Source organism: Flavobacterium agrisoli (genome assembly GCF_016522065.1).
GTDB classification, from domain to species: Bacteria; Bacteroidota; Bacteroidia; order Flavobacteriales; family Flavobacteriaceae; genus Flavobacterium; species Flavobacterium agrisoli.
The window spans coordinates 102,612-127,720 of record NZ_JAEHFV010000007.1 but is presented as its reverse complement, the minus strand read 5'-3'; the positions used below and the strand labels follow the sequence as shown (position 1 = coordinate 127,720).

Here is a 25,109-nt window from a genome sequence, read left to right as displayed (position 1 = left end):
CGTCGCCTTTCTTTAATCTGAAATCATTTCAGATTCTTCTAAAACCCTGTTTCGTATGAAACAGGGTTTTTTGTTTTTATAACCCTTTGTATGGTTTAATGTAGAAAGTTATTTCAGCCGAAGCATTGGTATTTCAGGATCAAGAACAAAACTTGGGGATTAGGCAAATAATTTAGTAAGTCTAAAAAGTAAGAAATCTACTTTTCTAACTCCTCTAAATTGATTTCTGAATGCTTTTATTTTAGCATTGAAAGATTATTCAAATTCTTTTAATTTACTTTCAAAGGAGTTCATGAATTTCATTTCTGCAGAAGCATTTGTGCTTCTATTATCAAAATAATTCAAAATAGAATTGTAATTGATTTTAATGGTATTCATTATCGTATTAAAATTTTTGATTCCTAAATGCTCTACATCGTTATACCAGTGTGCTAATTTGGTAATAGCTATTGCTTTATCAGTATTATTGTTGTAGATGTTACGCAATTTTTGACTTAAGAAGTAAACCGTTTTAATTTCTGGATATTCTTTTAAAAGGAGTTTATGAATTTCTTTTAAGTAGAAGCATTGGTATTTCAGTAAGATATTGACTAGTAATTAAAAGAGTTTACAATATGATTTTAATTACGCATCCAAGAGTAGCCAAATACGATATAATAGGCAAATTGCTCAGGTCCGCGAGCAACATCTAAACCCATTTGAAGACCAAATTTTCTAGCAATTAAATATCGGAAACCGCTACCCGCATTCCAAACTATTTTGGTGTTATCTGTGTTTTCATTGTCTTCAAAGGCTTTTCCCATTCCCGTGAAAAAAATCAAGCTCCATCTTTTATATAAATTCCAACGTTCTTCGGTTTCAATCTCTATAGTTTGTAATCCTTGATAACGTTTGGTTGGAGTTCCTCTCAGTTGTATAAAGGGTTTATAATAAAAAGGAACTTCTTTACTAGCAAATTGTCCCAATACTCTAAATGAACTAAACCATTTTTTTCCCAGTGGATGCATGTACATCCAAAAGGCTGATCCACCTTGGTAGTTAAAATCACCACCCAAATATTCTCCGTAAAAATTGAAATGTGTATTGATTCTGGTCCCTTTTGTAGGGGATAAAGTATTGTCTAGATTGTCGTATTGTAAAACCACACCTAAACCGGAATTAATTCCGTCTAAAAATTTTGGATCGAGTGAAGGAGGTAATTCAAAGGGTAAATCTAAATTAACAAAACTGACTTTATTCTTTCGGAATAAATAAGAACCACCTACGTAGAATGGACTTTTTTTAATGCGATAAGTAGCTTCTAAATAAACAGGTATTTGTTTCATGTTTAACTCGATTTCCCTATCTTTTAAAATTGTTTCGTTAGGGAAATACTTCATATTTATGTCGCCATAACCCGCCATAAATTTATATCGCAAGTTCCCTTTCATTAAATTACCCATTCTTCCATAGCCATAAAATTGAGAATGATTGGAGGTATACCCGCCAACCACTGCATTTAAGGTTGGTGGACTGTAAATAGGTTTTCCTGATTCATCAGTCATTTGATATTTTGACTTTTCAATAAATATGGGTGCCACTGCAACTCCAAATCCAACGGCAGGTTCTGTAATTGGAGAAATAAGCGGTACGAAACCATGAGCATTGATTAAAAAATCGCTTAAATCGATGGCATGGTCGAGAGAATCCCTAAATGAAATTTTATGTTCTTTTTTTTGTGCCAAACTACTTGCGCAAAATAATATAGAGTATAATGCATGTCGTACTTGTGGTTTCATGTGATTTTATTTAAGGTTCCTGATCTTCGGTTTCCTCTATTTCATCCGTTTTTTTTCCAATTTTAACCTTGGGATTATTCTTAGTTCCCGTTACGGTAAGAGGAATCCCAATTATGCCTAATGGAGGTAAACCTAAACGCATTTTAATGTTTAATCGACCATCTAAACTAGTTGTTCCTTCTATTCTAGGTCTGAATCCCGCAAATTTGAATTTAAATCGCTCAATGGTAATGATGTTATTTTTAATGCTACTTTTTATATCAACTTTGGATAATTCGGGGTTTTTTATTCCTTCTTTATTTGTTTTACTTGAAACGGCATTAAACATCTTCAAACCTTTTATTTTAATGTCTTTTACAGACAAAATGCCTCCTCCTTGTAGTGAAGGATAAACGGGTTCCATTTTGTCGTTAACTCTTCCTTTTAATTGGTAATTTAATGATACAATTCCTTCTGCTTTTTCAGCGGCGCTTGCCATTTCTTTAAACATTGTTATTTCATTATAGGCTTTTTTGATGTCAAATTCATCTGCTTTTAAATCAAATCCAAATCGCGCCGTCTTTAGGTTTTTAGGTTCGTAAGTGGCATTTATTCCAACTTTGCAGTTGATAATATCAAACGTTGTATTTTGAAGAGTAGCTTTGCCATTATTTAAATAAATGGAACCATTGGTATTATTAAAAATTAAATCGTTAAAATTGGTTTTTTTAATAAGCGCCTTAATATTTAAATTAAGATTTTTAGGTACTATGACAACACCCGTTTGCACAATTTGTTCTGTTTTAAGTTCATCTTTGCTATTGGTGTTTGAAACTTCAGAAGTGTTCGTTATTGTAGTTTCGGACATAAATTCATTAACGTAAAGATAATTAGAATTTAAAATAAAATTACCTTTCAGCACACCGGTTTTGGTAGTAGCATAATTAAATACATTTTGCATATAACCATTCATTGTAAAATCCGATTTGCCATAAGATGCTGTGAAATTTTTAAATCGCATTTTGTCTTGGTTAATCTTGAAAATCCCGTGTTGAATAATGAATTTTTGCGGTAAATATTCCGAAGTAATGCCGATGTTTTTTAGTTCTAATGTTCCTTTGTTGTACAATTTGCTGTATCGACCATTTTCGGCATCGTTTTGATTTCCTTTTAAAACCAAATCGGCATTAATGTAACCGTCTAAATCAAGTCCTTCTGACGAAAAAACCTGGTATATTTTAGCAACATCTAAAATTCCTTTTGCTTTTATATCATAAGTTAGATTATCAAAATTGGATAAGGCTGCATCAATAAAAAAAGGATTTCCTTCGAAAGTTAATTCAGCAGGATGAATGTCTACTTGTAGGTCTTCAAAAGTTCCTTTTTGATTTACAATAGTTGTGTTTAAATTAATATCGGTAATAGGATTTGGGTAGTATTTTGTTTTTAAAAATCCATTTGATAATTGAATAGTGCCTTTTGTAATAGGGAGTTTTTTTTCTTCCAGATTGTAAATTCCATTGGCATCTACATCGGCTATTAAATTTCCTTTTAGCGTAATTTCAGGAATTCCTAGTGCTTCGGAAAGTTTTTGTAAATCAATTTTACTGTGCAGTTTTAAATTGATGTCAGGATTTGATATTCCTTTAATTGTAAATATAGATTTGATGTAGTTTTTTTGAATGTTTAAATCAAGTTTTTTAGCATTTATCACGGCTAGTTCTGGATTTAAACTCGGTATTTGAGTGTGGAAATCCATATTCAAATTAGAAACAGGAAAGGCGCTTTTATTATAATTGACGAAACCGTTTTTTACTTGCATGTCTAAGTCAAAATCGGGTGCAATATTTTGTGAACTGATGTATTTTCCTTTGAGTTTTAACCACAAATCAGTTTGTCCTTTAAGCTCTGTTTTAGAAAGCCATTTAATGTAATTTGGAGGTAATGCAGTAAATACATCGTATAAATCGCTATTATTCGATTTAACATTAAAATCCATGTTGTAACCTTCTTTCAGAATTTCAAATTTCCCTTTAAAGTCAACAATTAATTGATTGATTTTTAAGTTGTTTTGTTCGAATAAAAAGGCAAGCGAATTGATGTTGATTTTAGTAATCAAATCGGCATCAATTTTTTTATTCATTAAATAAGGTTCATTTTCGTAAATGATGTTTAATTTCTGGATTTTCGCTTTCGAATGCAAGTCGAAAATAGCATTACTTAAATCGCCTTTTCCAATATAATCAAATCCAAAAGCGTCTAAATGCATTTTTGTTGACAAATCATTGTAGACAATTTTACTGTTGATGATTTCAATTCGGTTTAATTTTAACGAATTATCCTCATCATTTTCATCGGCTTTTTGGTTTTTTTTCTCCGATTTGTAAATGTTGTAATTGGCTTCTCCTTTTTCATTTACTTTTACGTTTACGACGGCATTCAATAAATATATTTCGTCAATTTGAACTGTTTTGCTAAAAAACAGACTCGGAACACTAATTCCGAAAGAAACATCTTTTGAAGAAATGAAGTTTTCATTTTCGAAAGGAGCAGACCCGTTTAATTTTAAATCACTTAAAGTTAAAGTTAATGAGGGAAAATGTTCAAAAAACGAAACAGACACATCCTTGTAATTTAAGGTAGCATCTAATTTTTGATTGGCGGTTTTTTTAATTTGCTCTTTTATTTTATCGGCAAAAATGTAGGGTGCACTAAATAAAAAGGCGAAAAAAAGAACTAGAATAATTCCTAAATATTTAAGAATTTTTAAAAAAACCGATTTGGATTTGCTAGTATTCATTAGTTTTAAACAAAAATGATTGGATTAAAATTTCAGTCTAAAAAAACAAATTTTTATCTGAAAAATACTAACAAATGTAGTGAAAAAGGAAATACCTTTATTCAGGCTTGTAGAAAATTAGTGTAACGAAAATTAAGTATTTAACCGTGAATCGTTTCTTGTTTACCATAGTTGCTGATGATGGAAGTTTCAAAATCAATCCATTCTTTCCAACGTTTTTCGACATCTATTTTTTCGGTATATTTTCGAGCAAAGTTTAAGAAAGTAGTATAATGCCCTGCTTCGGAAATCATCAAATCACGATAAAATTTAGCTAATTCTGGATCTTCAATATTTTCCGAAAGTACTTTAAAACGTTCACAACTACGAGCTTCAATCATGGCCGAAAATAAAAGGCGATCAATTAAAGCATCATTTCTGCTACCGTCTTTTTTCATGAATTTAAAAAGTTCGTTTACATAATGGTCTTTTCGTTCGCGACCCAATTGCACTCCCTTTTTTTTGATTAAATCATGAACCATTTGTAAGTGTTCGAGTTCTTCGCGGGCAATTACCAATAGTTCGGTAACCAAAGCTTCCTTTTCTGAATTTTGAGTAATCAAACTAATTGCGTTAGAAGCTGCTTTTTGTTCGCACCAAGCATGATCGGTCAATATTTCTTCAATATTTGATTCGACTATGTTTACCCAACGTGGGTCTGTTGCTAATTTTAATCCTAACATCTTGCCATTTTTAAGTAGTGCAAAATTACGGTTTCTTGATGAAATATTGGGTTTTTAATTGGAATAGGTTTATTTTGTGAAATATTAATTTCTATAATAAAATGCAAAACAAGCAAAAGCTTTTGATCATCGGATTCGTTTGGCCCGAACCAAATTCATCGGCGGCGGGTGGTAGAATGTTACAATTGATTTCCCTGTTTCAACAGCAAGGTTTTGCAATTACTTTTGCAAGTCCTGCGCAAGAAAGTGAGTTTATGTTCGATTTGAATTTAATCGATGTAACTAAAGTGGCTGTCCATTTAAATTGTTCGAGTTTTGATTTTTTTGTAAAAGAATTAAATCCTACAGTAGTTGTATTTGATCGCTTTATGATTGAAGAACAATTTGGATGGCGGGTTGCCGAAAATTGTCCGGAGGCTTTACGAATTTTAGATACCGAAGATTTGCATTGTTTGCGTTTGGCTAGGCAAAAAGCATTTAAAGAAAAAAGAGTGTTTCAAATTTCAGATTTACTTCAAGAAGAAGTAGCCAAACGAGAAATTGCCAGTATTTTACGATGCGATTTGTCTTTGATGATTTCTGAATATGAAATGGAATTGTTGATCGAAATCGTTGCAATTTCAACAGAACTGTTATGCTATTTGCCTTTGCTTTTGACAGAAAATGAGGTTCCTGTTTTAAGTGATTTACCTTTTTTTGAAAATAGAAAAGATTTTGTTTTTATTGGAAATTTTTACCACGAACCCAATTGGAATGCCGTTCAATATTTGAAAGAAACCATTTGGACTAGAATTAAACAACAAATACCAGAAGCTGTATTGCATGTTTATGGTGCTTATCCTTCGCAAAAAGTAATGCAATTACACGATTTAAAACAAGGTTTTTTGATTCAAGGTCGGGCTGAAAATGCAAAAGAGGTGGTAAAAAATGCCCGTGTAGTTTTGGCTCCTTTACGATTTGGTGCTGGTATTAAAGGTAAATTGATTGAGTCCATGCAATGTGGAACGCCAAGTGTAACCACTTCTATTGGTGCCGAATCGATGCAGGGAAATTTGCCATGGAACGGTTTTGTGGAAGATAACCCAGAATGTTTTGCTGAAAAAGCAGTACGCCTATATGGAGATAAAAAGCTATGGATCGAGTCGCAAGAAAACGGAGTTACGATTATTAATAAACGATATTTGATGAATTTATTTGAAGATGATTTTGCTGAAAAAATCAAGTTTTTAATGCTCAATAAGAAACAACATCGGTTGCAAAATTTTATGGGCGAATTGTTGCAGTATCACACTTTAAAAAGCACCAAATATATGTCCAAATGGATTGAAGAAAAGAACAAATAAAAAGGCCGATTTTGAATTTCAAAATCGGCCTTTTGGTTATTGGGTATATCGAATTAAGCTAGCATGGTAACTGGGCTTTCGATATATTGTTTTAAAGTTTGTAAAAACTGTGCTCCAGTTGCTCCGTCGATAGTACGGTGGTCACAAGCAAGTGATAACATCATGGTGTTACCCACAACAATTTGACCATTTTTAACTACTGGTTTCTCAACAATTGCCCCTACAGAAAGGATCGCAGAGTTTGGTTGGTTGATAATCGAATTAAATTCGGTGATACCAAACATTCCTAAGTTAGAAACGGTAAAGGTACTACCTTCCATTTCGGCAGGAGTTAATTTTTTGTTTTTAGCTTTTCCAGCCAAATCTTTAACACTTGCACTAATTTGAGATAAACTCATAGCATCTGTAAATTTTAATACAGGCACTACTAATCCATCTTCTACTGCAACTGCAACTCCTATACTAACATGATGGTTGATAGTAATCGCGTCCTCTTTCCATTGTGAGTTGATTTTTGGGTGTTTTTTCAAGGCCAAAGCACAAGCTTTAATCACCATGTCATTAAAAGAAACCTTAGTGTCTGGAATACTATTAATAGTTGCTCTAGATTGCATTGCTTCGTCCATGTTTACTTCTACAACTAAGTTGTAATGAGGAGCCGTAAATAAAGATTCAGCTAAACGCTTAGCAATCACTTTTCGCATTTGCGAATTTTTGATTTCTTCGGTTACTACTTCTCCAGCAGGAACGAATGCTTTAGGCGCAGCGGCATCTGCTTTAGCAGCAGGAGCAGCTTGTGCAGCAGCAGGAGTAAAGTTTTCGATATCGCTTTTTACGATACGTCCATTCTCTCCAGAACCTTTTACTTGGCTTAATTGAATTCCTTTATCTGATGCTATTTTTTTGGCTAAAGGAGAAGCTAAAATGCGTTTCCCATCATTAGAGCTAGTTTCGCTAGCAGCAGGAGTAGCTTTTTCAGCAGAAACAGTTTCTTCTGATGCTTTTGTCTCTTCTTTTTCTGGTGCAGCTGCAGGAGCGGCTCCAGGAGTATAGTTTCCGGCAACACCCGAAACATCTGTTCCAGCAGGTCCAATGATAGCTAATAAACTATCTACTGGTGCTGTGTTTCCTTCTTCAATTCCGATATGCAATAGCGTTCCTTCGTTAAACGATTCGAATTCCATTGTTGCCTTATCTGTTTCGATTTCGGCCAAGATATCTCCTTCATTTACTTTATCACCAACTTTTTTCAACCAAGTTGCTACAGTACCTTCGGTCATGGTATCGCTTAATCTTGGCATAGTTACCACAATTACGCCTTCAGGTAAAGAGGTAGTTGCTTTTGGAGCATCCGCTTTTGGAGCTTCTGTTTTTGGAGCTTCTGTTTTTGTTTCGGCAGGAGCAGCTTCTTCTTTAGCAGCAGGTGCTTCAGGAGCCTCTCCACCAGCTAAAAGAGCCGAGATATCTTCTCCTTCTTTACCAATAATAGCCAATAAGCTATCTACAGGTGCTGTTTCACCTGCTTGAATTCCGATATGTAAAAGAGTTCCTTCGTTAAACGATTCGAACTCCATTGTTGCTTTGTCGGTTTCAATTTCGGCTAAGATATCTCCTTCGCTTACTTTATCTCCTACTTTTTTAAGCCAAGTCGCTACCGTTCCTTCCGTCATAGTATCGCTCAAACGAGGCATTGTTACTTTTATCGCCATAATTTTTTATAGTTTATGAGGTGTAAATGGATAGTTTTCTTGTTCGTAAACCACGTCGTATAATTGTTGAATTTCTGGATATGGAGATTCTTCAGCAAATGTAACGCACTCTTCTACTAAATCTTTCACGCGTTGATCGATTGCTTCGATTTCTTCGGTAGTAGCGTATTTTTGGTCTTTAATTACATCAAGAACTTGTGTAATTGGATCTATTTTTTTGTATTCTTCAACTTCTTCTTTCGAACGGTACAATTGTGCATCCGACATAGAGTGTCCTCTATAACGGTACGTTTTAATTTCTAAGAAAGTTGGTCCATCGCCACGACGCGCTCTATCAATTGCTTCGTGCATTGCTTCGGCAACTTTTACTGGATTCATTCCGTCAACTGGTCCACAAGGCATTTCGTATCCTAAACCTAGTTTCCAAATATCGGTATGATTAGCACTTCTTTCAACCGAAGTTCCCATTGCGTAACCGTTATTTTCAACAATAAAAACAACAGGTAATTTCCATAACATGGCCATGTTGAAGGCTTCGTGTAAAGAACCTTGACGAGCAGCGCCATCACCAAAATAAGTTAAGGTAACACCGCCAGTATTGAAGTATTTATCAGCAAAAGCCATTCCAGCTCCTACCGGAATTTGAGCTCCAACAATACCGTGACCACCGTAAAAACCGTGCTCTTTTGAGAAAATGTGCATAGAACCACCCATTCCTTTAGATGTTCCTGTTGCTTTTCCTAAAAGTTCAGCCATTACTCTTCTTGGGTCAACACCCATTCCGATTGGTTGTACGTGATTTCGGTAAGCCGTAATCATTTTATCTTTAGTTAAGTCCATTGCATGTAATGCTCCTGCTAAGACTGCCTCTTGACCATTATATAGATGTAAAAAACCTCTAATTTTTTGTTGAATGTATAATGCCGCAAGTTTGTCTTCAAACTTTCTCCAAAGTAGCATGTCTTCGTACCACTTCAAATAGACTTCTTTTGTAACTTCTTTCATCTCAATTTTCTTTTGCTAAAGTTTTATTGTTGTATCAATTAATAACTATCTCGCAAAATAGTTAGGACTTAAACAAATTTGCGAACCGCAAAAATAGGACATTCCGTTTAAGAACTAAAATAATATATGTAATTTTTAGTTTTATTAAAGCAGTTTTTTGTTAAAAATTAAAGGTAATAGGTTGTTTATTGATTTTGATTCAATAATTTCTCCTACCTCTCCCATAAAGAAAATAGCTATATTTTCATTTTGTTTGATTTCGTATTCAACCAAGGCTTGGCGACAAGCTCCACAAGGAGGAACCGGTTCCGAAGTAGTGGTACTGCTAGAACCTGCTGAAATGGCTATCTGTTTTATTTTTTTGGTAGGATATAAAGCGCCTGCTTGGTAAATGGCTACTCTTTCGGCGCATAATCCCGAAGGATAGGCGGCATTTTCTTGGTTTGAACCGATAATAATAGTACCGTCTACTAACAAAATGGCGGCACCTACTTTAAAATTAGAGTAAGGCGCGTAGGCATTTTTTCGGGCCTCGATGGCTTTTTGCAATAAAGCTTGAGTTTCGGGTTGCAATTCCTCAATGGATTGGTATATTTTGAATTCGGATATTAAGGATAGTTTTTTCATTGTTTTATAAGGAAAAAAAATCCAAACTTCGGTAAATCGAAATTTGGATTGTTATTTTTTTATTCGGTTTAGTGACTACTAATATACTTCATATTTGTCTCCAAAATTAAAAGTAAGAGAAAAACGTAAAGTGTTTTCCAGTGGATTTCTCACTTTTGAAGCGGAGAATAAATAAGAAACGTCTACTTTAATAACGTTGTATTTGAATCCGGCTCCAAGTGAGAAAAATTGTCTGGCACCTTTAAGCGGACTTTCGTGAAAATATCCCAATCGCATGGCAAAAGCATCTTGGTACATGTATTCGGCACCTACGCTGTAGGCCACTTCTTTTAATTCTTCACTAAATCCATCTGGGGCATCTAAGAAAGATTTAAACATACCCGAAAACCATCCAGTTGATTGGTATTCTTCTTCAGATAAGTTAAAGTCGGTTTGGTCAACGACACCATCACCATTCATGTCTTCGCCATTAAAACTTCCATCACTGCTAATGCCTACTTTTGGAGTTGGTACCATTAATTTGCTGAATTCTACATTTACCGCTAGTTTGTTGTAATCGTCAAAAATAAAATCAAAACCACCACCTAAACGCATGTTAGCTGGAATGAAATTAGAATTTAAATCTTGGTTATCGTAACTAATTTTTGGTCCCATATTTTGAAAATTGAAACCAGCTCTCCAACGGCCGTTAAAGTCTTGGTACGCAATTTCTTCGGATTGATAAAAACCCGCTACATCTACCGCAAAAGTACTAGCAGGCGATGAGTCGGTATCAATAGAAGCGATTTTTAAGTTCGAACGCACATATCTTCCGGCAACGGCCATCGAGAAAGTTTCGCTTAGTTTTAAGGTATAAGAGCCGTCTAATGCAAAATCATTAGGAGATACGGTTACAAATTGCTCATTTGGGTCACCGGTTTGTCTTAATTCAATATCGCCTAAACCAAAATATCGAAAGCTTCCTGCAAAGGCACTTCTTTCGTTTATTTTATTATAATAGGTGATTTGCCCTAACGAGATATCGTTGGCTAAATCGGTTAAATAAGGAGTGTAACTTACTGAAAAACCTTGTTGTTCTACGGCAAAAGCATATTTGGCTGGATTCCATTGTTGCGAAAAAGCATCGGTAGCGGTTGCCACACCACTATCTCCCATACCAGCAGCTCTCGCGTCGGCAGCTACTAATAAAAAAGGAACAGCTGGTGAAATAGGTCTTTCTTGGGCTTTAATAAATTGCGTTACCAGTATTAAGGTAACGATGGCTAATTTTTTCATTGTCATTTTCATTGTTGGTTTGTTAGGTTTGGTTTGTTAGCTTTGGTTAGTATTTATAGTATTACAAGTTTTTCGATTTTTTCTGCCTTTTGATTGCTCGCATTCGATTTTACAGTGAGTTTGTAAATATACACTCCTTTTCCAATTTTATCACCAAAATCATCTCGACCGTTCCAAGTAATTTCACGAGATAAAAAACCTTCGGTTGTAATTACCTGATTTTTAGTCCAAACTACTTTTCCGGTTATGGTCATTACCTGAATTTGCACTTCTAAAGGTTCATAAGGGCGGTTGTGTGTAAACCAAAATTCGGTATAATTAACAAATGGATTCGGGTAGTTTAGTACTTTGCTTAGTGTAATTCCGTCATCGGTAGTCACAATAAATTGAATTTCAGATGTTACCGGATTGTTGTATACATCCCAAGCAGTGAGTGAAATCGTGTGTAATCCGGGTGCTAAATTGCGGAAGGGAAATCGAAGTGTGCCATGTGTGTAGTCGTCTAATTTAGTTTGGTAATAATCGTTTAAAATATACGGGTTGCTATTGTCTCCGTCGAGCACTGCTACAATATCATGGCCAATTCCGCTTGCAGTATTTATACCGTTTTCATCTTCTAAATTCGCAATCAGAAATGGAGACTCGTTAGTAATGCCTCCCGAAACAAACGTTTCATCGTTCATATATAACTGCACTTTCGGATTTATATTGTCTTGAGGTGCATTTTCGTTAATTCCACCAATCTTAATATCAGTATTGTAACCTGTTTGGTTTTCTGAAGACTGACTTTTTTTGCTATAAAAAGAAATTTTTCCATTACCTAGAGGAATACGAATATCACGAGGGACAACAAAATTAAATTCAAATTGGCCATTGGTAACCGAGGCATTTCCTCTAAAAATAGTTTCGCCTAATTGGGTAAAAGACATGGCTGGACTGTAGCCGTCATTGTTTAAGGTAGTTTGTGTAGTGTTTTTGTCGAAAATTGCAGTAGCCAATTCGCCATTATAATTGGTTATCGGATTATTGTTTTCGTCGGTTATGATGCCAGTTATTTTTATTTTTGAAAGCGATTTGAAATCTTCAAAACTTCCTGTAATGGGAGCGTCGTTAATTTTGGTTAAAACTATTTTCGGTTGTGGAATAGCAAGCATCAAAGCGGGATCGCCTAAGCAAAAAATAACATTGCTAGACGAAGTAGGGGTGGTGTTTTTTGAAATTCGAAGTGATTCGGCAATAGAATTGTATTGGCTAGAACCATAAGAAAGTAATTTTTCTGAAAGCAAATCATTGAAATTTTCAGCAGCATACTGCCCAATAGAACGGATAGTTGTCAACATCGCAATGGCGCCTCCTTTTGGATTCCAATACGTATATTCACCGGCCGTGGGGTGTGTGGGGTCATCAAAACGAGAAAAGTCGCAGGTAATGGTTATAAAAAGAGGGTATTTGTATTGGTTTTTTAAATTTTGCCCATCTGATTTTTCCCAAATTCGTTCACCGGTTAAGCCGTCTTCGCCACCATGTCCTAAATAATTAAACACAAGTGCTCCTTTTTCGAACGAATCAAAAATATCAGTCCGTGCTTTAGGATAACGTGCTCCACCTGCCGATGCTTCTTGCACATAGGCATCGAGGAAAATTTTATCAATATTAAAAAAGGGCTTTTCGCTGGTGATTTTATCCGCTAATGTATTTTGTCGGGTTTGCAAACTAGCATCAGACGCTTTGTCGGAGTCATCGCTTATGAGAACAAAATTATTACGCCAGTTTCCTTGCGATTTGGTGTCGTGGTATTCTATTATTTTGTTGACCATTTCTTCTGCTTGTTGGGTATTGTTAACCAACATTCTGCCGACCGCGATGTCAATTCCTCCAAAATAGGATGTAATATTTCCTTCGTTAGTATCCATTAAACCAAAAAAGTCATCCGAAGCAAAAGAAGATTCTCCTGTTGTGGTACTATTTAAGGCATGATAAATAGGAACAATATTACTGTTGTTGCTGATTCTATTTTTATAATCAAAAGAAGCATCGCCAAATAAATTAACATATCGAATTCTTTTTTCGGACGAAGAGGCGTTTTCGTAAATGTATTTAATGCAGTTTCTAATGGCAGCAATGTCTTGTTTTCCTGAAGAAAATTCGGTGTAGATGTTTTCGGTAGTTAAAACTTTTACATTTAAATTAGAATGATTTCGATGAAAAGTAGCTAATTTTTCGGCTTGAGTCTTCAAAAAAGTAGGTGTGATGATGACATAATCAACGTCTTGAAAATTTCCGCTGGCATTTTTAAAAATAGTTCCTTTTATATCCTGATTTTGTATTCTTGAATTGCTTTCTTTTAAAGGAGTGTAATAATCGGCTGCATCAATTGCGATGTATTTTTTAGATTGACCCAAAGCCGCTTTAAAACTGAAATTATTTTGCTGGTTATTTTCTAATTGTGAAACATTATAAATATCGGTTATATCCCAAATCTGACTAATATTTTGGGCGTTGCTTAGGTTGTAATTGATGATTCCGGTACTGCTTTCGGCTAAATCGTATTGAAAAATAAATTGTTTTCCGTATCCGATTAGTTTTCGTTTGGCAACCAAATTTATTTGATCCAAGTATCCTTTAGATCCTGGTACGCCATTATTGTTATAGGTTAATTTAATAATAGTATTTTCTGCTCCAGTAAACGTACTGTTTAAAGGAAGTGTGCGGTTGTAAAATTTCGTTTCAGAATTGGCAGTAATTGCAGAAAAAGATAGCGGGGTAAATGTTTGGTTGTTAGCGGTTATGGTAAACGAAGAGCTGCTATAAGCTGCCGAAGCTACAATTACATTTATTTTGACTGGAAAATTCGTGTCTATATTCGGGAAACTAAACTTGAATTCTTGTTCAGGATTAATTTCAAATGCTTCTCCAAACCATTGTCGACCTACATGAGCAATGTTGGTAAGGTCTATTTCGTGAAATTGATGGTCATCAAAATTATCTACATTTAGCGTGGCACTTGCTGTTGGTTGTTGTAAAGGTTGAATTCTTTTTCCGTTTGTATTCGAAATGTTGATGTAATAATACGATTTAGTGTCGTATAAGTTTAGATTGGTTTGACTCTCAGTATTGTATTGATCAACTCCTTCTGCATAAAATAAAATATAATCTGACTCATCAAATCTGCCATCAGCCTCTCCTATAATCTGTATGGCGTTTTCGGTTAAATCATTTTGATAATTTACAGCATTTGATAAAGGAAGCATTTTTCCGCCGTTTCCAAATAAATGAATTCTCCTCGGATCGGTTTTGTTAATATCAACACCTAACTGTTGCAAAAATGATTTTGAGATTTTGTATACACCCGACTTTTCTACATAAAAACGATACCAACTTCCAGATGCTAATATAGAGTTCGATATGATATTGGTTTGTTGAATTTTTTGAGTAAGTAAAAGATTTTGTGGCTTGTTAATTATTTGGTAAGAAAAGGAAACTATTTTTTGATAGCTATTTCCTTGTTTTATAATGGGATTTAGGTGTAAAAAAGCATTTAGTGCAGTTCTATTTTTGCTAATTATGAGGGTGTCTTGAATGCTATTTGGAATATTTTCTGTGTTTAAATCGCCTAATTCGGAATCTGTAATAGGTGCAAACTGAATGTTTTGAAGTTGAATGAATGTGTTTTCGGTAAGACTAGTATTTGAAATTGGTAAAACAAAATGAATTTGCTTTGTTGCACTATTAAAATCAAACGCAGTACCTGTGAAATAAGGAAAAAGTAAGGTTGAGTTTCCAAAATCAATTTCTTTTTTTGCTTTCCAGTCGAATATATATGTATTACTATTCTGGCTAAAAATTATCAAAGGAATTATGATAAAAAATGTTAATATGGTTTTTTTCATTGCAATAGGAAACGCGTTTTTTTAAAATGAATTTTATCGAGTAAAAATATAGTATTTCATGTTATTGTAATAATAAAAACTATATTTTTGCGTTCGTTAATAAGTGATGTTGTTTTGGTAAAAAATCCAAATAATTAAAAAAATTATGATTGATGTTGCTAATTAATTGTTAATTATTATATTGCAGCACCTAAATTATTACCTACTAAAGAGTATGAAAGTAAACAAAATTATGGCCGTAAAATTAATGTTTTCTATGACATTGATTTTAGGATTGACTAGTTGTAGTAAAAAATCTAGTTCAAGTAATTCTTCGAGAGCTACCGGTTGGGATGTTAATGACATCAACGGTTCTGCACAAAATGTAGCCAATAAAAAACAACAGGCTGGACCAGGACTTATTTTTATTGAGGGAGGAACTTTTACAATGGGTAAAGTTCAAGATGATGTAATGCACGATTGGAATAATACCCCAACGCAGCAACACGTTCAGTCCTTTTATATGGATGAAACCGAAGTTACCAATATGATGTATTTAGAATACTTAGAATGGTTGAAAAAAGTATTCCCTCCAACAGAAGAAAATTACAAACATATTTATGCGGGTGCTTCTCCTGATACATTAGTGTGGAGAAATCGTTTGGGTTATAACGAAACCATGACAAACAATTACTTAAGACATCCAGCTTATGCAAATTACCCAGTAGTAGGTGTTAACTGGATTCAAGCGGTAGAGTTTAGTAAATGGAGAACAGATCGTGTTAACGAAGCGGTTTTAGAGAAAAATGGATTCTTGAAAAAAGATTCAAAAACTAGCGATGTTACTGCTGAAAATTCATTTAGTACCGAAAGTTATTTGATGTCTCCTTCAACTGCTCGAGGTGGTAATGAAGAAATTGTACTTAAAGGTGGTAAAGGAGCCAAAAAGCAACCAAAAGCGGATAAAGGCGGTGTGACTCCCGAAGCTAAAAATGTATACGCACAACGTTCTTCTGGAATTATTTTGCCAGAATACCGATTGCCAACCGAAGCTGAATGGGAATATGCTGCTGCTGCAGATGTAGGTCAAAGAGAATACAATATTTATAAAGGTCAAAAGAAATATCCTTGGTCTGGTGATTATACTCGTTCTTCAAAACGTAAAAACAGAGGAGATCAATTGGCTAACTTTAAGCAAGGAAACGGAGATTACGGTGGAATTGCAGGTTGGTCTGATGATGGAGCAGATATTACTAATGAAGTAAAAAAATACCCAGCAAACGATTTTGGTTTGTATGATATGGCTGGAAACGTAGCCGAATGGGTTGCCGATGTTTACCGCCCAATTATTGATAACGAAGCAAATGACTTTAACTACTTTAGAGGAAACCTTTATGCTAAAAATAAAATTGGTAAAGATGGTAAGTTAGAATTTGTAACGCCTTCAACTATTAAATACGATACGTTGAGCAACGGTAAAATTATGGCCCGTAATTTACCAGGTCAAATTGTAGAGGTGCCAGTTGATGAACAAGAAACGTATTTAAGACAAAACTTTACTAAAAGCAATAATATCAATTATAGAGATGGTGATAAACAATCTTCAAGATATTATGATTTTGGAAATTCGGAGGCGGTAGATGCAAAAAATAGCCAAGAAATGTACAACTCTCCAGAGCACAATGTGACTACGGATAGTTTAGGAAACATGGTTAGAAAATACGACAAATCAAGCAAAAGAACAACTTTGATTAATGATAATGTTAGAGTTTACAAAGGTGGTTCTTGGAGAGATAGAGCGTATTGGTTAGATCCAGCTCAAAGAAGATATTTCCCTCAAGATATGGCTACCGATTACATCGGATTTAGATGTGCCATGTCGAGAGTAGGTCCGAAAACCGAAAAAAGAAAATCACCAAGAAATTAATACTTTTTAAATTATAATAGAAAGCCCTTTTTAGGGCTTTTCTTTGTTTAGTATGGAAATAGAAGCATTACATAAATTGTTTTTAGAGTGTTCAGCACTATCTACCGACACCCGTAAAATAGAAAAGGGCTCTATGTTCGTGGCTATTAAAGGTGAAAAATTTAACGCCAATACTTTTGCCGCCGAAGCTTTGCAAAAAGGAGCTTCCTATGTCGTAATTGATGATGAAGCATATTATATTGACCAGCGTACTATTTTGGTAAAAGATGGTTTAAATGCGCTTCAAGAATTGGCTAAATACCACCGTCAGTTTTTAAATATTCCAATCATTTCTTTAACAGGTAGTAATGGTAAAACAACAACTAAGGAGCTCATTCATGTCGTGCTTTCTAAAAAGTTTAAAACCAAAGCAACGGTTGGTAATTTAAACAATCACATTGGAGTTCCTTTAACATTGTTATCTTTTACCCAAGAAACAGAAATTGGAATTGTAGAAATGGGTGCCAATCACCAAAAAGAGATTGCATTTTTATGCGAAATAGCGCAACCTGATTATGGTTATATCACCAATTTTGGGAAAGCACATTTAGAAGGTTTTGGTGGAGTAGAAGGGGTGATAAAAGGCAAAAGCGAAATGTACTCTTATTTAAAATCTACTGATAAAATCGCTTTTGTGAATCTCGATGATGTTATACAGGCCGAAAAAACGGCTGAGTTTAAACGCTTCACTTTTGCTAAAGAGACCACCGCAGTAGATGTTAAAATTGATGCAATAGAAGCCAATCCGTTTGTGACGGTTACGTATGAAGCTACTAGCATAAAATCTAATTTGATTGGCATTTATAATGCAAATAATTTAAATGCGGCATTGGCAATGGGCATTTATTTTAAAATTCCAATAGTCGAAATTCAAGAAGCGTTAGAAGGATATGTACCCGAAAACAATCGTTCGCAATTACTGACCAAAGGTTCAAATCAAATTATTTTGGATGCCTATAATGCAAATCCTAGTAGTATGGCCGCCGCAATTGATAATTTTTTACAATTGGATTTAACGAATAAATATTTGATTTTAGGGGATATGTTCGAATTAGGAGACGAAAGTGCGTTAGAACATAAAAAATTAGTTCAGAAGCTAGCATCGCAGTCTGAAGCTACTTGCTTTTTTGTTGGAAAAGCATTTTACGAAAATCAATTCTCTCAAGACAACATAAAGTTTTTTGAAACTTTCGATACGTTTGCTGCTTATTTTAAATCGCATTTGCCTTCTAATGCGTCGCTTTTAATTAAAGGATCTAGGGGAATGGCTTTAGAGCGGACTTTAGAATTATTATAAAAAAAAGGAGCGTTTTAAAAATGCTCCTTTTTTTTGGTATTAAAAATCATTTCTTCTTTCACCTCTTTCTCGTGGGCCTTGCGGAGGTCCATCGCCTCTTTCAAAATCACGGTTGCCTTTGGTTCCTGCAAAGTTCTTGATTTTATAAGTCAACGAAAACATGGCATAACGACGTAAAATAGTGTTTTCTTCATCTCGGATAGAAGTTTCGGTAATGGTTCGGGTTGTATTTTGATTTTGATTCAAAACATCGTACACTTTTACTTTTGCAACCAATTGGTCTTTAAAAAAAGCATATGACAAACTCGCATTCCACAAAAAGAAATCTTTTTTAAAGTCGGATGATAAATTGGAGTTGTAAGTGTATCCAAAATCATTTCCAAAAACCCAATTTTTAGGCCAGTAAGTAGTGGCTTGTAAGTTGGCTCTGTGAATAAAATTAGAGGTTTTGTCAATGGTATAGTTGTTATAATGCGTTACATTATATGTTAACCCATAAGAAGGAGCTATGGTGAAAAAATCGGTAAGTTCATAATTGGCATAAGCTCTTGGCGTAAAACCTAACGAATTAGCATCATACAAAACCGTATTAGTAAACCCTTTTGATTTTCGCAAACTGGCGTTCAAAGCCATTCCGTAGCGAAAAGATTGGTTTTCTTTTTTAATTTGTTTGCTCCAGTTTCCTCCTGCTGAAGTGTTGTAAGTTCCCGATACGTTTCGGTAAGTGGTAGTTCTTTTTCGGTCGGCATCATAAATAGTAGCCGAAATTACATCGTCATCAATAAATTCACCTCGCAAATAAATGCTGAATCCAGAGCGAGTTTTGAAATCAAAATTGCGATAATCCACGTTAACCGATTGTGATTTGGTCGGATTCAAATTGGCGTTTCCAATAACAGTATTTAAAGGATTTGACAGGTCAACAACAGGCAATAACTGATCTGCTGTTGGTAACACATTATTGAAACGATAGCGGGCTACGATAAATTTTGAACGTTCAAAACGATAGCGCATTTGAGCCGATACGTTGGGTAATAAGTATTTTTTATTTAAATCAGTTAAAATATTCAAATAATCCGAATGGTTATTGTATTGTGTAATAGATGTTTCTGAATTTAGGTTCATGCGCAATTTTTCACTGTTGTACGTAATTCCAGCTTTTGGGCGAATGGTATTTTGCGTAGAAGAGGTGTAGTTACTTTGGGCTTTGTTTAAAATGCTATACGAATTTGTTGCATCGTCAAAATCAAAGGTTTTTACGCCATCTACACTGCTTTTCCACTCGTATTCAGATCCAATTCGGAAACGAATTTTGTCTGTAATGGGTTCGGTATATTCAATTTCGGCATTATACGAATCGCTATTTTTGTCACTAATGAGTTGTTGGTTTCGGATATCATCAGGGTCGTTCGATTGGTAAAAATAGGTTTCCGATTGATTCCATTTGTTTCCGTTTGTGTTACTATTGTTGTTGTTTAAAACCAAACTCAAATTTCGTGACGGTCTTTTAAAGGTTTTATTGAAATTCAGACTATTTGAAAAACTTGTCGTTTCATTTTCTGTGTAAGAATTGGTATTCGATTCGTTTAACAAAGCTCCAGTTTCATCTTTTGAATTACTATCCGAATCAGATTTACTATTCGTGCGCGTATTGTTGAATTTTGGCGCTACAAAAACCCGAATATCCGATTTTGGTAAATATTCCAATTCTAAATTGGCCTTGTTGCTTGTCGATTCGTTTCGTGTTTTCGAATTAGACTCGCTCAAAAATCCGCCATCTGGGAGTAGGTTTTCTTGTTTGGTTCGGTTGTCGTTTTCGGTTACGGCATTGTTGAAATTATAATTTCCAGTTCCGTCTAATTTTTCAGCGAATTTATCCGTATAATTCAAACCAACCAAATTGGTTGTGGTAATCCCTCTGCCGCTGGAGCCAGTTTGGTTGTTGGACGTATTTCGGCCTCCTCCCATGTTGTCAAAAACTTCATCATTCGAAAGTCCGTTAGAGTTAATGTTATTTGAAGCACCTAATGCACTTATTTTTCGATCTCCTTCAAAATAATTCATTACAAAACTGGTTTCGTATCGGTCATCGGTTCCGTAACCACCCAAGAATTTCCCAAAAAAACCTTTGTTTTTCTTTTCGTCTATGGTAAGGTTGATGCTCGAATAATCAGAAGAAGATTCTTGTTTGGCATATTCTTCTTTTTTGGTTTTGTAATCAGAAACTTGTACTTTATTAATGATTTCTGCAGGTAAATTTTTAAGTAAAATAGCACCATCTCTATCAAAAAATGGCTTTCCATTTACTAAAAACTGGTTGACTTCTTTTCCGTTTACCAACATTTTTCCATCGGCATTGACTTCAAAACCAGGTAATTCTTTTAGCAAAGTTTCTACATTCGAATCGGGTCTTACTTTAAACGAAGCCGCATTAAATTCGACCGTGTCATTTTTAATTTTTACGCCGGCCACTTCATTTTGAATAACAACTTCTTTTAGTTTATTAGTGTTTTCTATTAATAAAACAGTGTCAAAATCTTTGTTATTAGAAATGTTTTTAAACTCTTCGATAGTAGCTTGAAATCCCAAATAGGATATTTTAACGAATACCGGAGTGTCATTTTTCTTAGCGGTTAATCTAAAAAAACCGTTTTTATCGGTAATGGTGTAATTGATTTTAGTCGAATCTTTGGAATAACCCAGAAAAACGCCTGCGCCTTCAAGTGGTTGCTGTGTGGTAAAGTTTAAAACTCGACCTTTAAATGAAAATTCTTCTTGCGCTTGTGCGGTTAGCACACAAACAAAAAGCAAAAAACATACGTATATTTTTGACATGGTTAGGTAGTTAAGTGTGTGTTAGACACACAAAAAAAACAAAGGTTTAATGCCAACGTGTTTTTTATTTAAAAAAAGAATTCAGAGGGGAAGGTTATCTAAAAAATACTGTAGTTCTGTTTCTTTTTGTGTTCCGATTAAATACCGTTTCCCGTTTTTGAGTTGAATAGACAAGCCCTTATTACCTTTTACGTTGTATACCATACCGTAACTACTCGAAATCCGGATGCCATATCCCACAAAACCGTATTTTACAATCGAGGCAGAAGCTACCTCATTCCAATGTAATGATTTTGAGATAAAAGGCATGAATCCAAAATGTATTGTTTTGCTATTTATTTGAGTGGTAAGAGCCGAAAAAATAAAAATGCTTATAACAGCAAATGTCCCCAAGCTATATAAAACAAGTCCAGAATTAGACATAGGTTTGTCCCCAAATGGTACACCCAAATAAATTTGTTTGTATAAACCATATAGAGGAATCAAGCCAACCGCTATTAAAATTAACCACAACCACCATTGTGTAAATTTTTGTTTTTCTGAGAAGACTGATTTCATAAGTGTTTGAAGATTAAACTTAATTAATAAAATTCAAATGGAAGGAAGATTTGTGAAGTTATTTATCATTATAATGACCTAGAGCAGAAATAATAATGACTACAACTTCATTATCGATAATTTCATATACTAATCGGTCTTTTTTATTGATTTGTCTAGACCAGACATCGGTATCTTTGTATTTAAGTTTTTCGGGTTTGCCAATTCCTGTGGTGGGATGTATTTCTAGTTCTAAAAATATTTTTTTGATTTTTGAAATATCAGTTTTCTTGCCAGACTTTTTTATTTTTGATAAATCTGCTAGTGCTTCTTTACTTAATTCTATTCTATATCTGCCCATATATTTTTTGCGTCTACTTTGGTGTAGTTTTGTTTTCTATAAGCAGGATTTTGAAAGTTTTTGTGGTGTTTGTCCAATCTTTTGATTAGTTCGGGATTTGTAATTTCATTTGTATTCTCAATTACTTCCACATCAAAAGCTTTCAATATCTTTTTGATAATTGAAATTTGAGAAATGTCTTTTATTTTTACGGTAAGTGTTGTCATTTTATAATTATTTGACTGAAATACAAAGATATGAAATATTTCAAGTTGTTTTGAAATGGACATAATAATCAAATTTCTAAACAAAAAACCCTCACATCTCTGCGAGGGTTCTATCTTAATACTTAGTACTAAAATCTTAATACTAATATCTGTAATATTCTGGTTTGAATGGACCTTGAACTTCAACACCGATATAAGCAGCTTGATCTTCACGTAAAACTTCTAATTCAACTCCTAATTTGGCCAAGTGTAAAGCAGCCACTTTTTCATCTAAATGTTTTGGTAACATGTACACGTCGTTTTTGTAAGCAGCGCTGTTGTTCCACAATTCAATTTGTGCCAAAGTTTGGTTGGTAAAAGAGTTACTCATTACAAAACTTGGGTGACCTGTAGCACAACCAAGATTTACCAAACGACCTTCAGCCAAGATGATGATGACATTTCCAGCGATAGTATATTTGTCAACTTGTGGTTTGATTTCGATTTTAGAAGCACCGTGGTTTTTATTCAACCAAGCCATGTCGATTTCGTTATCAAAGTGTCCGATGTTACAAACAACCGTTTTGTCTTTCATTTTTTCGAAATGTCTTCCAACCACGATATCTTTATTTCCTGTAGTCGTAATGATGATATCAGCATTTCCAACAACAGTATCTAATTTTTTCACTTCGTAACCGTCCATAGCCGCTTGTAAAGCACAAATTGGATCGATTTCAGTAACCGTTACAATAGAACCAGCACCTCTAAAAGAAGCTGCAGTTCCTTTTCCAACGTCACCGTATCCACAAACAATTACTCTTTTTCCAGCCAACATCAAGTCAGTTGCACGACGAATAGCATCAACAGCCGATTCTTTACATCCGTATTTATTATCAAATTTAGATTTAGTAACCGAGTCATTAATGTTGATGGCAGGCATTGGTAAAGTTCCAGCTTTTACTCTTTCGTACAATCTGTGAACACCAGTTGTAGTTTCTTCAGACAATCCTTTGATTCCAGGAACCAATTCTGGGAAACGATCGATAACCATATTCGTTAAATCTCCACCATCATCCAAAATCATGTTCAATGGTTTTCTGTCTTCACCAAAGAATAAAGTTTGCTCAATACACCAGTCAAATTCTTCTTCATTTAAACCTTTCCAAGCGTAAACCGAAATTCCGGCAGCAGCAATGGCAGCAGCAGCCTGATCTTGAGTTGAGAAAATGTTACAAGAAGACCAAGTCACTTCAGCACCAAGAGCAATTAAAGTTTCGATCAAAACAGCAGTTTGAATCGTCATGTGCAAACATCCTGCAATACGAGCGCCTTTCAAAGGTTGTTCGTCTTTGTATTCAGCACGAAGCGCCATCAAACCTGGCATTTCGGCTTCAGCCAATTCAATTTCTTTTCTTCCCCAAGCCGCTAGAGAAATGTCTTTTACTTTATAAGCCACATAAGGCGTAGTTGTAGTACTCATTTATAGTATATTTGTTGTTGTAAAATTTTTGCAAATTTACGTAATAACTTATGATTTAAAAAGCTTTCAAAGATATTTGTGATTTGTTTCACTTTGTAATCTTTTGAATTTTAACGAAATAATTTTAATTTGAAACGCGGTCTTGTTGAAGATTGTATATCCAATACTCCAAAATTAATTTTCAAACGAATGATTTAAAGTTGTAAATTTTATTTTTGAATGAAAACCTAAATTACAATTAGTCGTTTATCATAATAAAAACAAAGAGTTCAGGAACTTTTAACGCATAATTTTTAATTCCGATAATGCCATTATATCAAACCATACAGTGCAACGATCATACGCAACTTTTGATTTGGAAGATTACCGAATCATTAACCGATTTGGAGTCGCAAGTCGAAATGAAACCCAAAACCCAATTGCGGTTTGATAATATGAAATCGGAACTGCACAAACGGGCTTTTTTGAGTGTCCGTATGTTGCTCAAAGAAATCAATTTAACCGATTTTGATTTGCATTACGATAGTTCTGGAAAACCCTATTTAGATGGTGATAAGCATATTTCGATTACGCATTCGCATCAATTTGCGGCACTCATTATAAGTGATGATTTTATCGGAATTGACATTGAATTGCAACGCGACAAAATCCAACGAATTGCCGATAAGTTTGTAGATAAAGAATTTGCGTATTTAATTCCGAAAAAAACCGAAGAATACATCAAAAAGCTTACGGTGATTTGGGGGGCAAAAGAGGCCATTTTTAAAATTAGAAATGAAAAAGGAATTAGCTTCAAAGATCACATCGAAGTCAATTCCTTTCAATTGTCTGAAAATGTTACCACAGCTATTTTGCATTTTGATAACTTTTCTACACCTTATAAAGTACATTTTTCCGAAATTGAAAATTGCACATTGGTGTATGCTTTTGTGTTATAAATCTTAAGCTTTGTTCGAATTTCTATTCTGAAAAATATTCAAATACAACATGGTATTCATTTTTCGGGCTCTTCTTTTTAAGGTGTCGGCATTTTCACCTTCAAAAAGACGGTCGATAGTAGCAAACCAAATGTTAAGCCAAATTCCGAAAGTTTCGGGTGTAATCGAATGATCAAATTTTTCATCAACTTGATTGTGGGCTTCAATTGGATTTCCGGTATATTTTCGTCCTCCAAAAAGATTCATTTCCCAAAAATCAATTAGTTTTTCTAAATGCTCGGGCCAATTGGTAATGGTTTCGTTAAAATAAAAACCGATTTCCTCGTTTTGCCTAATAGCATCGTAAAACGTATGAACCAAAAGGGCAATGTCGTCTCGGTTTTCAATTTTTTTCTTCATTATA

19 protein-coding genes are annotated in these 25,109 nt (G+C 34.4%); 4 read left to right on the top strand and 15 right to left on the bottom strand.

The genetic code is table 11. The features are described 5' to 3' along the window. Window positions 1-255 precede the first annotated feature (255 nt). From I5M07_RS16030 to miaE, 4 genes are all read right to left on the bottom strand, one after another. Window positions 256-549 carry a transposase gene (locus I5M07_RS16030; protein WP_317191332.1) on the bottom strand — a complete coding sequence of 98 codons (294 nt, stop codon included), beginning with the start codon at window positions 547-549 and terminating at the stop codon, window positions 256-258. A gap of 71 nt (window positions 550-620) precedes the next feature. Beyond that, window positions 621-1,778: a BamA/TamA family outer membrane protein gene (locus I5M07_RS14445; protein ID WP_200107156.1), complete on the bottom strand. Its 1,158-nt coding sequence runs from the start codon at window positions 1,776-1,778 to the stop codon at window positions 621-623. Between the two features lie 10 nt (window positions 1,779-1,788). Then, complete coding sequence (locus I5M07_RS14440; protein WP_200107155.1) at window positions 1,789-4,557, bottom strand: AsmA-like C-terminal region-containing protein; 2,769 nt, start codon at window positions 4,555-4,557, stop codon at window positions 1,789-1,791. A gap of 140 nt (window positions 4,558-4,697) precedes the next feature. After that, window positions 4,698-5,279 (bottom strand): tRNA-(ms[2]io[6]A)-hydroxylase, encoded by a 582-nt coding sequence (gene miaE / locus I5M07_RS14435; protein ID WP_200107154.1) that lies wholly within the window; start codon window positions 5,277-5,279, stop codon window positions 4,698-4,700. A 101-nt stretch (window positions 5,280-5,380) separates the two neighbouring features. On the opposite strand from miaE, the gene I5M07_RS14430 reads away from it, so the two are divergent. Then, window positions 5,381-6,622, top strand: a complete 1,242-nt coding sequence (locus I5M07_RS14430; protein ID WP_200107153.1) for a glycosyltransferase — start codon at window positions 5,381-5,383, stop codon at window positions 6,620-6,622. Window positions 6,623-6,675: 53 nt separating this feature from the next. Here I5M07_RS14430 and I5M07_RS14425 read toward each other — a convergent pair whose 3' ends face one another. From I5M07_RS14425 to porU, 5 genes are all read right to left on the bottom strand, one after another. Continuing rightward, a complete protein-coding gene (locus I5M07_RS14425; protein WP_200107152.1) occupies window positions 6,676-8,331 on the bottom strand; it encodes a pyruvate dehydrogenase complex dihydrolipoamide acetyltransferase in 1,656 nt (551 codons plus the stop codon). 6 nt (window positions 8,332-8,337) lie between these two features. Then, the gene (gene pdhA / locus I5M07_RS14420) at window positions 8,338-9,336 is read right to left on the bottom strand and encodes a pyruvate dehydrogenase (acetyl-transferring) E1 component subunit alpha (RefSeq protein WP_200107151.1); all 999 of its coding nucleotides are present in this window, start codon (window positions 9,334-9,336) and stop codon (window positions 8,338-8,340) included. A 144-nt stretch (window positions 9,337-9,480) separates the two neighbouring features. Continuing rightward, on the bottom strand, window positions 9,481-9,963 hold the full coding sequence (gene cdd / locus I5M07_RS14415) for a cytidine deaminase (protein WP_200107150.1): 483 nt from the start codon (window positions 9,961-9,963) through the stop codon (window positions 9,481-9,483). Between the two features lie 78 nt (window positions 9,964-10,041). Further along, entirely contained in the window at window positions 10,042-11,238 is a 1,197-nt protein-coding gene (gene porV / locus I5M07_RS14410) for a type IX secretion system outer membrane channel protein PorV (RefSeq protein WP_200107159.1), read from the bottom strand. Between the two features lie 53 nt (window positions 11,239-11,291). Next, complete coding sequence (porU, locus tag I5M07_RS14405) at window positions 11,292-15,128, bottom strand: type IX secretion system sortase PorU (RefSeq protein ID WP_200107149.1); 3,837 nt, start codon at window positions 15,126-15,128, stop codon at window positions 11,292-11,294. A gap of 214 nt (window positions 15,129-15,342) precedes the next feature. Between porU and gldJ the strand changes: the two genes are divergently transcribed. Together gldJ and I5M07_RS14395 are read left to right on the top strand one after the other, a co-directional pair. Then, window positions 15,343-17,034 (top strand): gliding motility lipoprotein GldJ, encoded by a 1,692-nt coding sequence (gldJ, locus tag I5M07_RS14400; RefSeq protein WP_200107148.1) that lies wholly within the window; start codon window positions 15,343-15,345, stop codon window positions 17,032-17,034. A 52-nt stretch (window positions 17,035-17,086) separates the two neighbouring features. Next, the gene (locus I5M07_RS14395) at window positions 17,087-18,370 is read left to right on the top strand and encodes a UDP-N-acetylmuramoyl-tripeptide--D-alanyl-D-alanine ligase (protein ID WP_200107147.1); all 1,284 of its coding nucleotides are present in this window, start codon (window positions 17,087-17,089) and stop codon (window positions 18,368-18,370) included. 39 nt (window positions 18,371-18,409) lie between these two features. Here the strand turns inward: I5M07_RS14395 and I5M07_RS14390 are convergent, their stop codons facing one another. The 5 genes from I5M07_RS14390 to ahcY form a co-directional block, all read right to left on the bottom strand. Further along, complete coding sequence (locus I5M07_RS14390) at window positions 18,410-21,205, bottom strand: outer membrane beta-barrel protein (protein ID WP_200107146.1); 2,796 nt, start codon at window positions 21,203-21,205, stop codon at window positions 18,410-18,412. A gap of 81 nt (window positions 21,206-21,286) precedes the next feature. Beyond that, a complete protein-coding gene (locus tag I5M07_RS14385; protein WP_200107145.1) occupies window positions 21,287-21,763 on the bottom strand; it encodes a hypothetical protein in 477 nt (158 codons plus the stop codon). Between the two features lie 58 nt (window positions 21,764-21,821). Continuing rightward, window positions 21,822-22,103, bottom strand: a complete 282-nt coding sequence (locus I5M07_RS14380; protein ID WP_200107144.1) for a Txe/YoeB family addiction module toxin — start codon at window positions 22,101-22,103, stop codon at window positions 21,822-21,824. Next, window positions 22,085-22,309 carry a DUF2683 family protein gene (locus I5M07_RS14375; RefSeq protein ID WP_200107143.1) on the bottom strand — a complete coding sequence of 75 codons (225 nt, stop codon included), beginning with the start codon at window positions 22,307-22,309 and terminating at the stop codon, window positions 22,085-22,087. Before I5M07_RS14375 ends, I5M07_RS14380 begins: the two co-directional genes overlap by 19 nt. A gap of 142 nt (window positions 22,310-22,451) precedes the next feature. Next, window positions 22,452-23,768, bottom strand: a complete 1,317-nt coding sequence (gene ahcY / locus I5M07_RS14370) for an adenosylhomocysteinase (protein WP_200107142.1) — start codon at window positions 23,766-23,768, stop codon at window positions 22,452-22,454. A 305-nt stretch (window positions 23,769-24,073) separates the two neighbouring features. On the opposite strand from ahcY, the gene I5M07_RS14365 reads away from it, so the two are divergent. Further along, complete coding sequence (locus I5M07_RS14365; protein ID WP_200107141.1) at window positions 24,074-24,706, top strand: 4'-phosphopantetheinyl transferase family protein; 633 nt, start codon at window positions 24,074-24,076, stop codon at window positions 24,704-24,706. A 3-nt stretch (window positions 24,707-24,709) separates the two neighbouring features. On the opposite strand, the gene I5M07_RS14360 is transcribed toward I5M07_RS14365, so the two are convergent. Continuing rightward, the gene (locus I5M07_RS14360; protein ID WP_200107140.1) at window positions 24,710-25,105 is read right to left on the bottom strand and encodes a group III truncated hemoglobin; all 396 of its coding nucleotides are present in this window, start codon (window positions 25,103-25,105) and stop codon (window positions 24,710-24,712) included. Window positions 25,106-25,109: the final 4 nt, after the last annotated feature.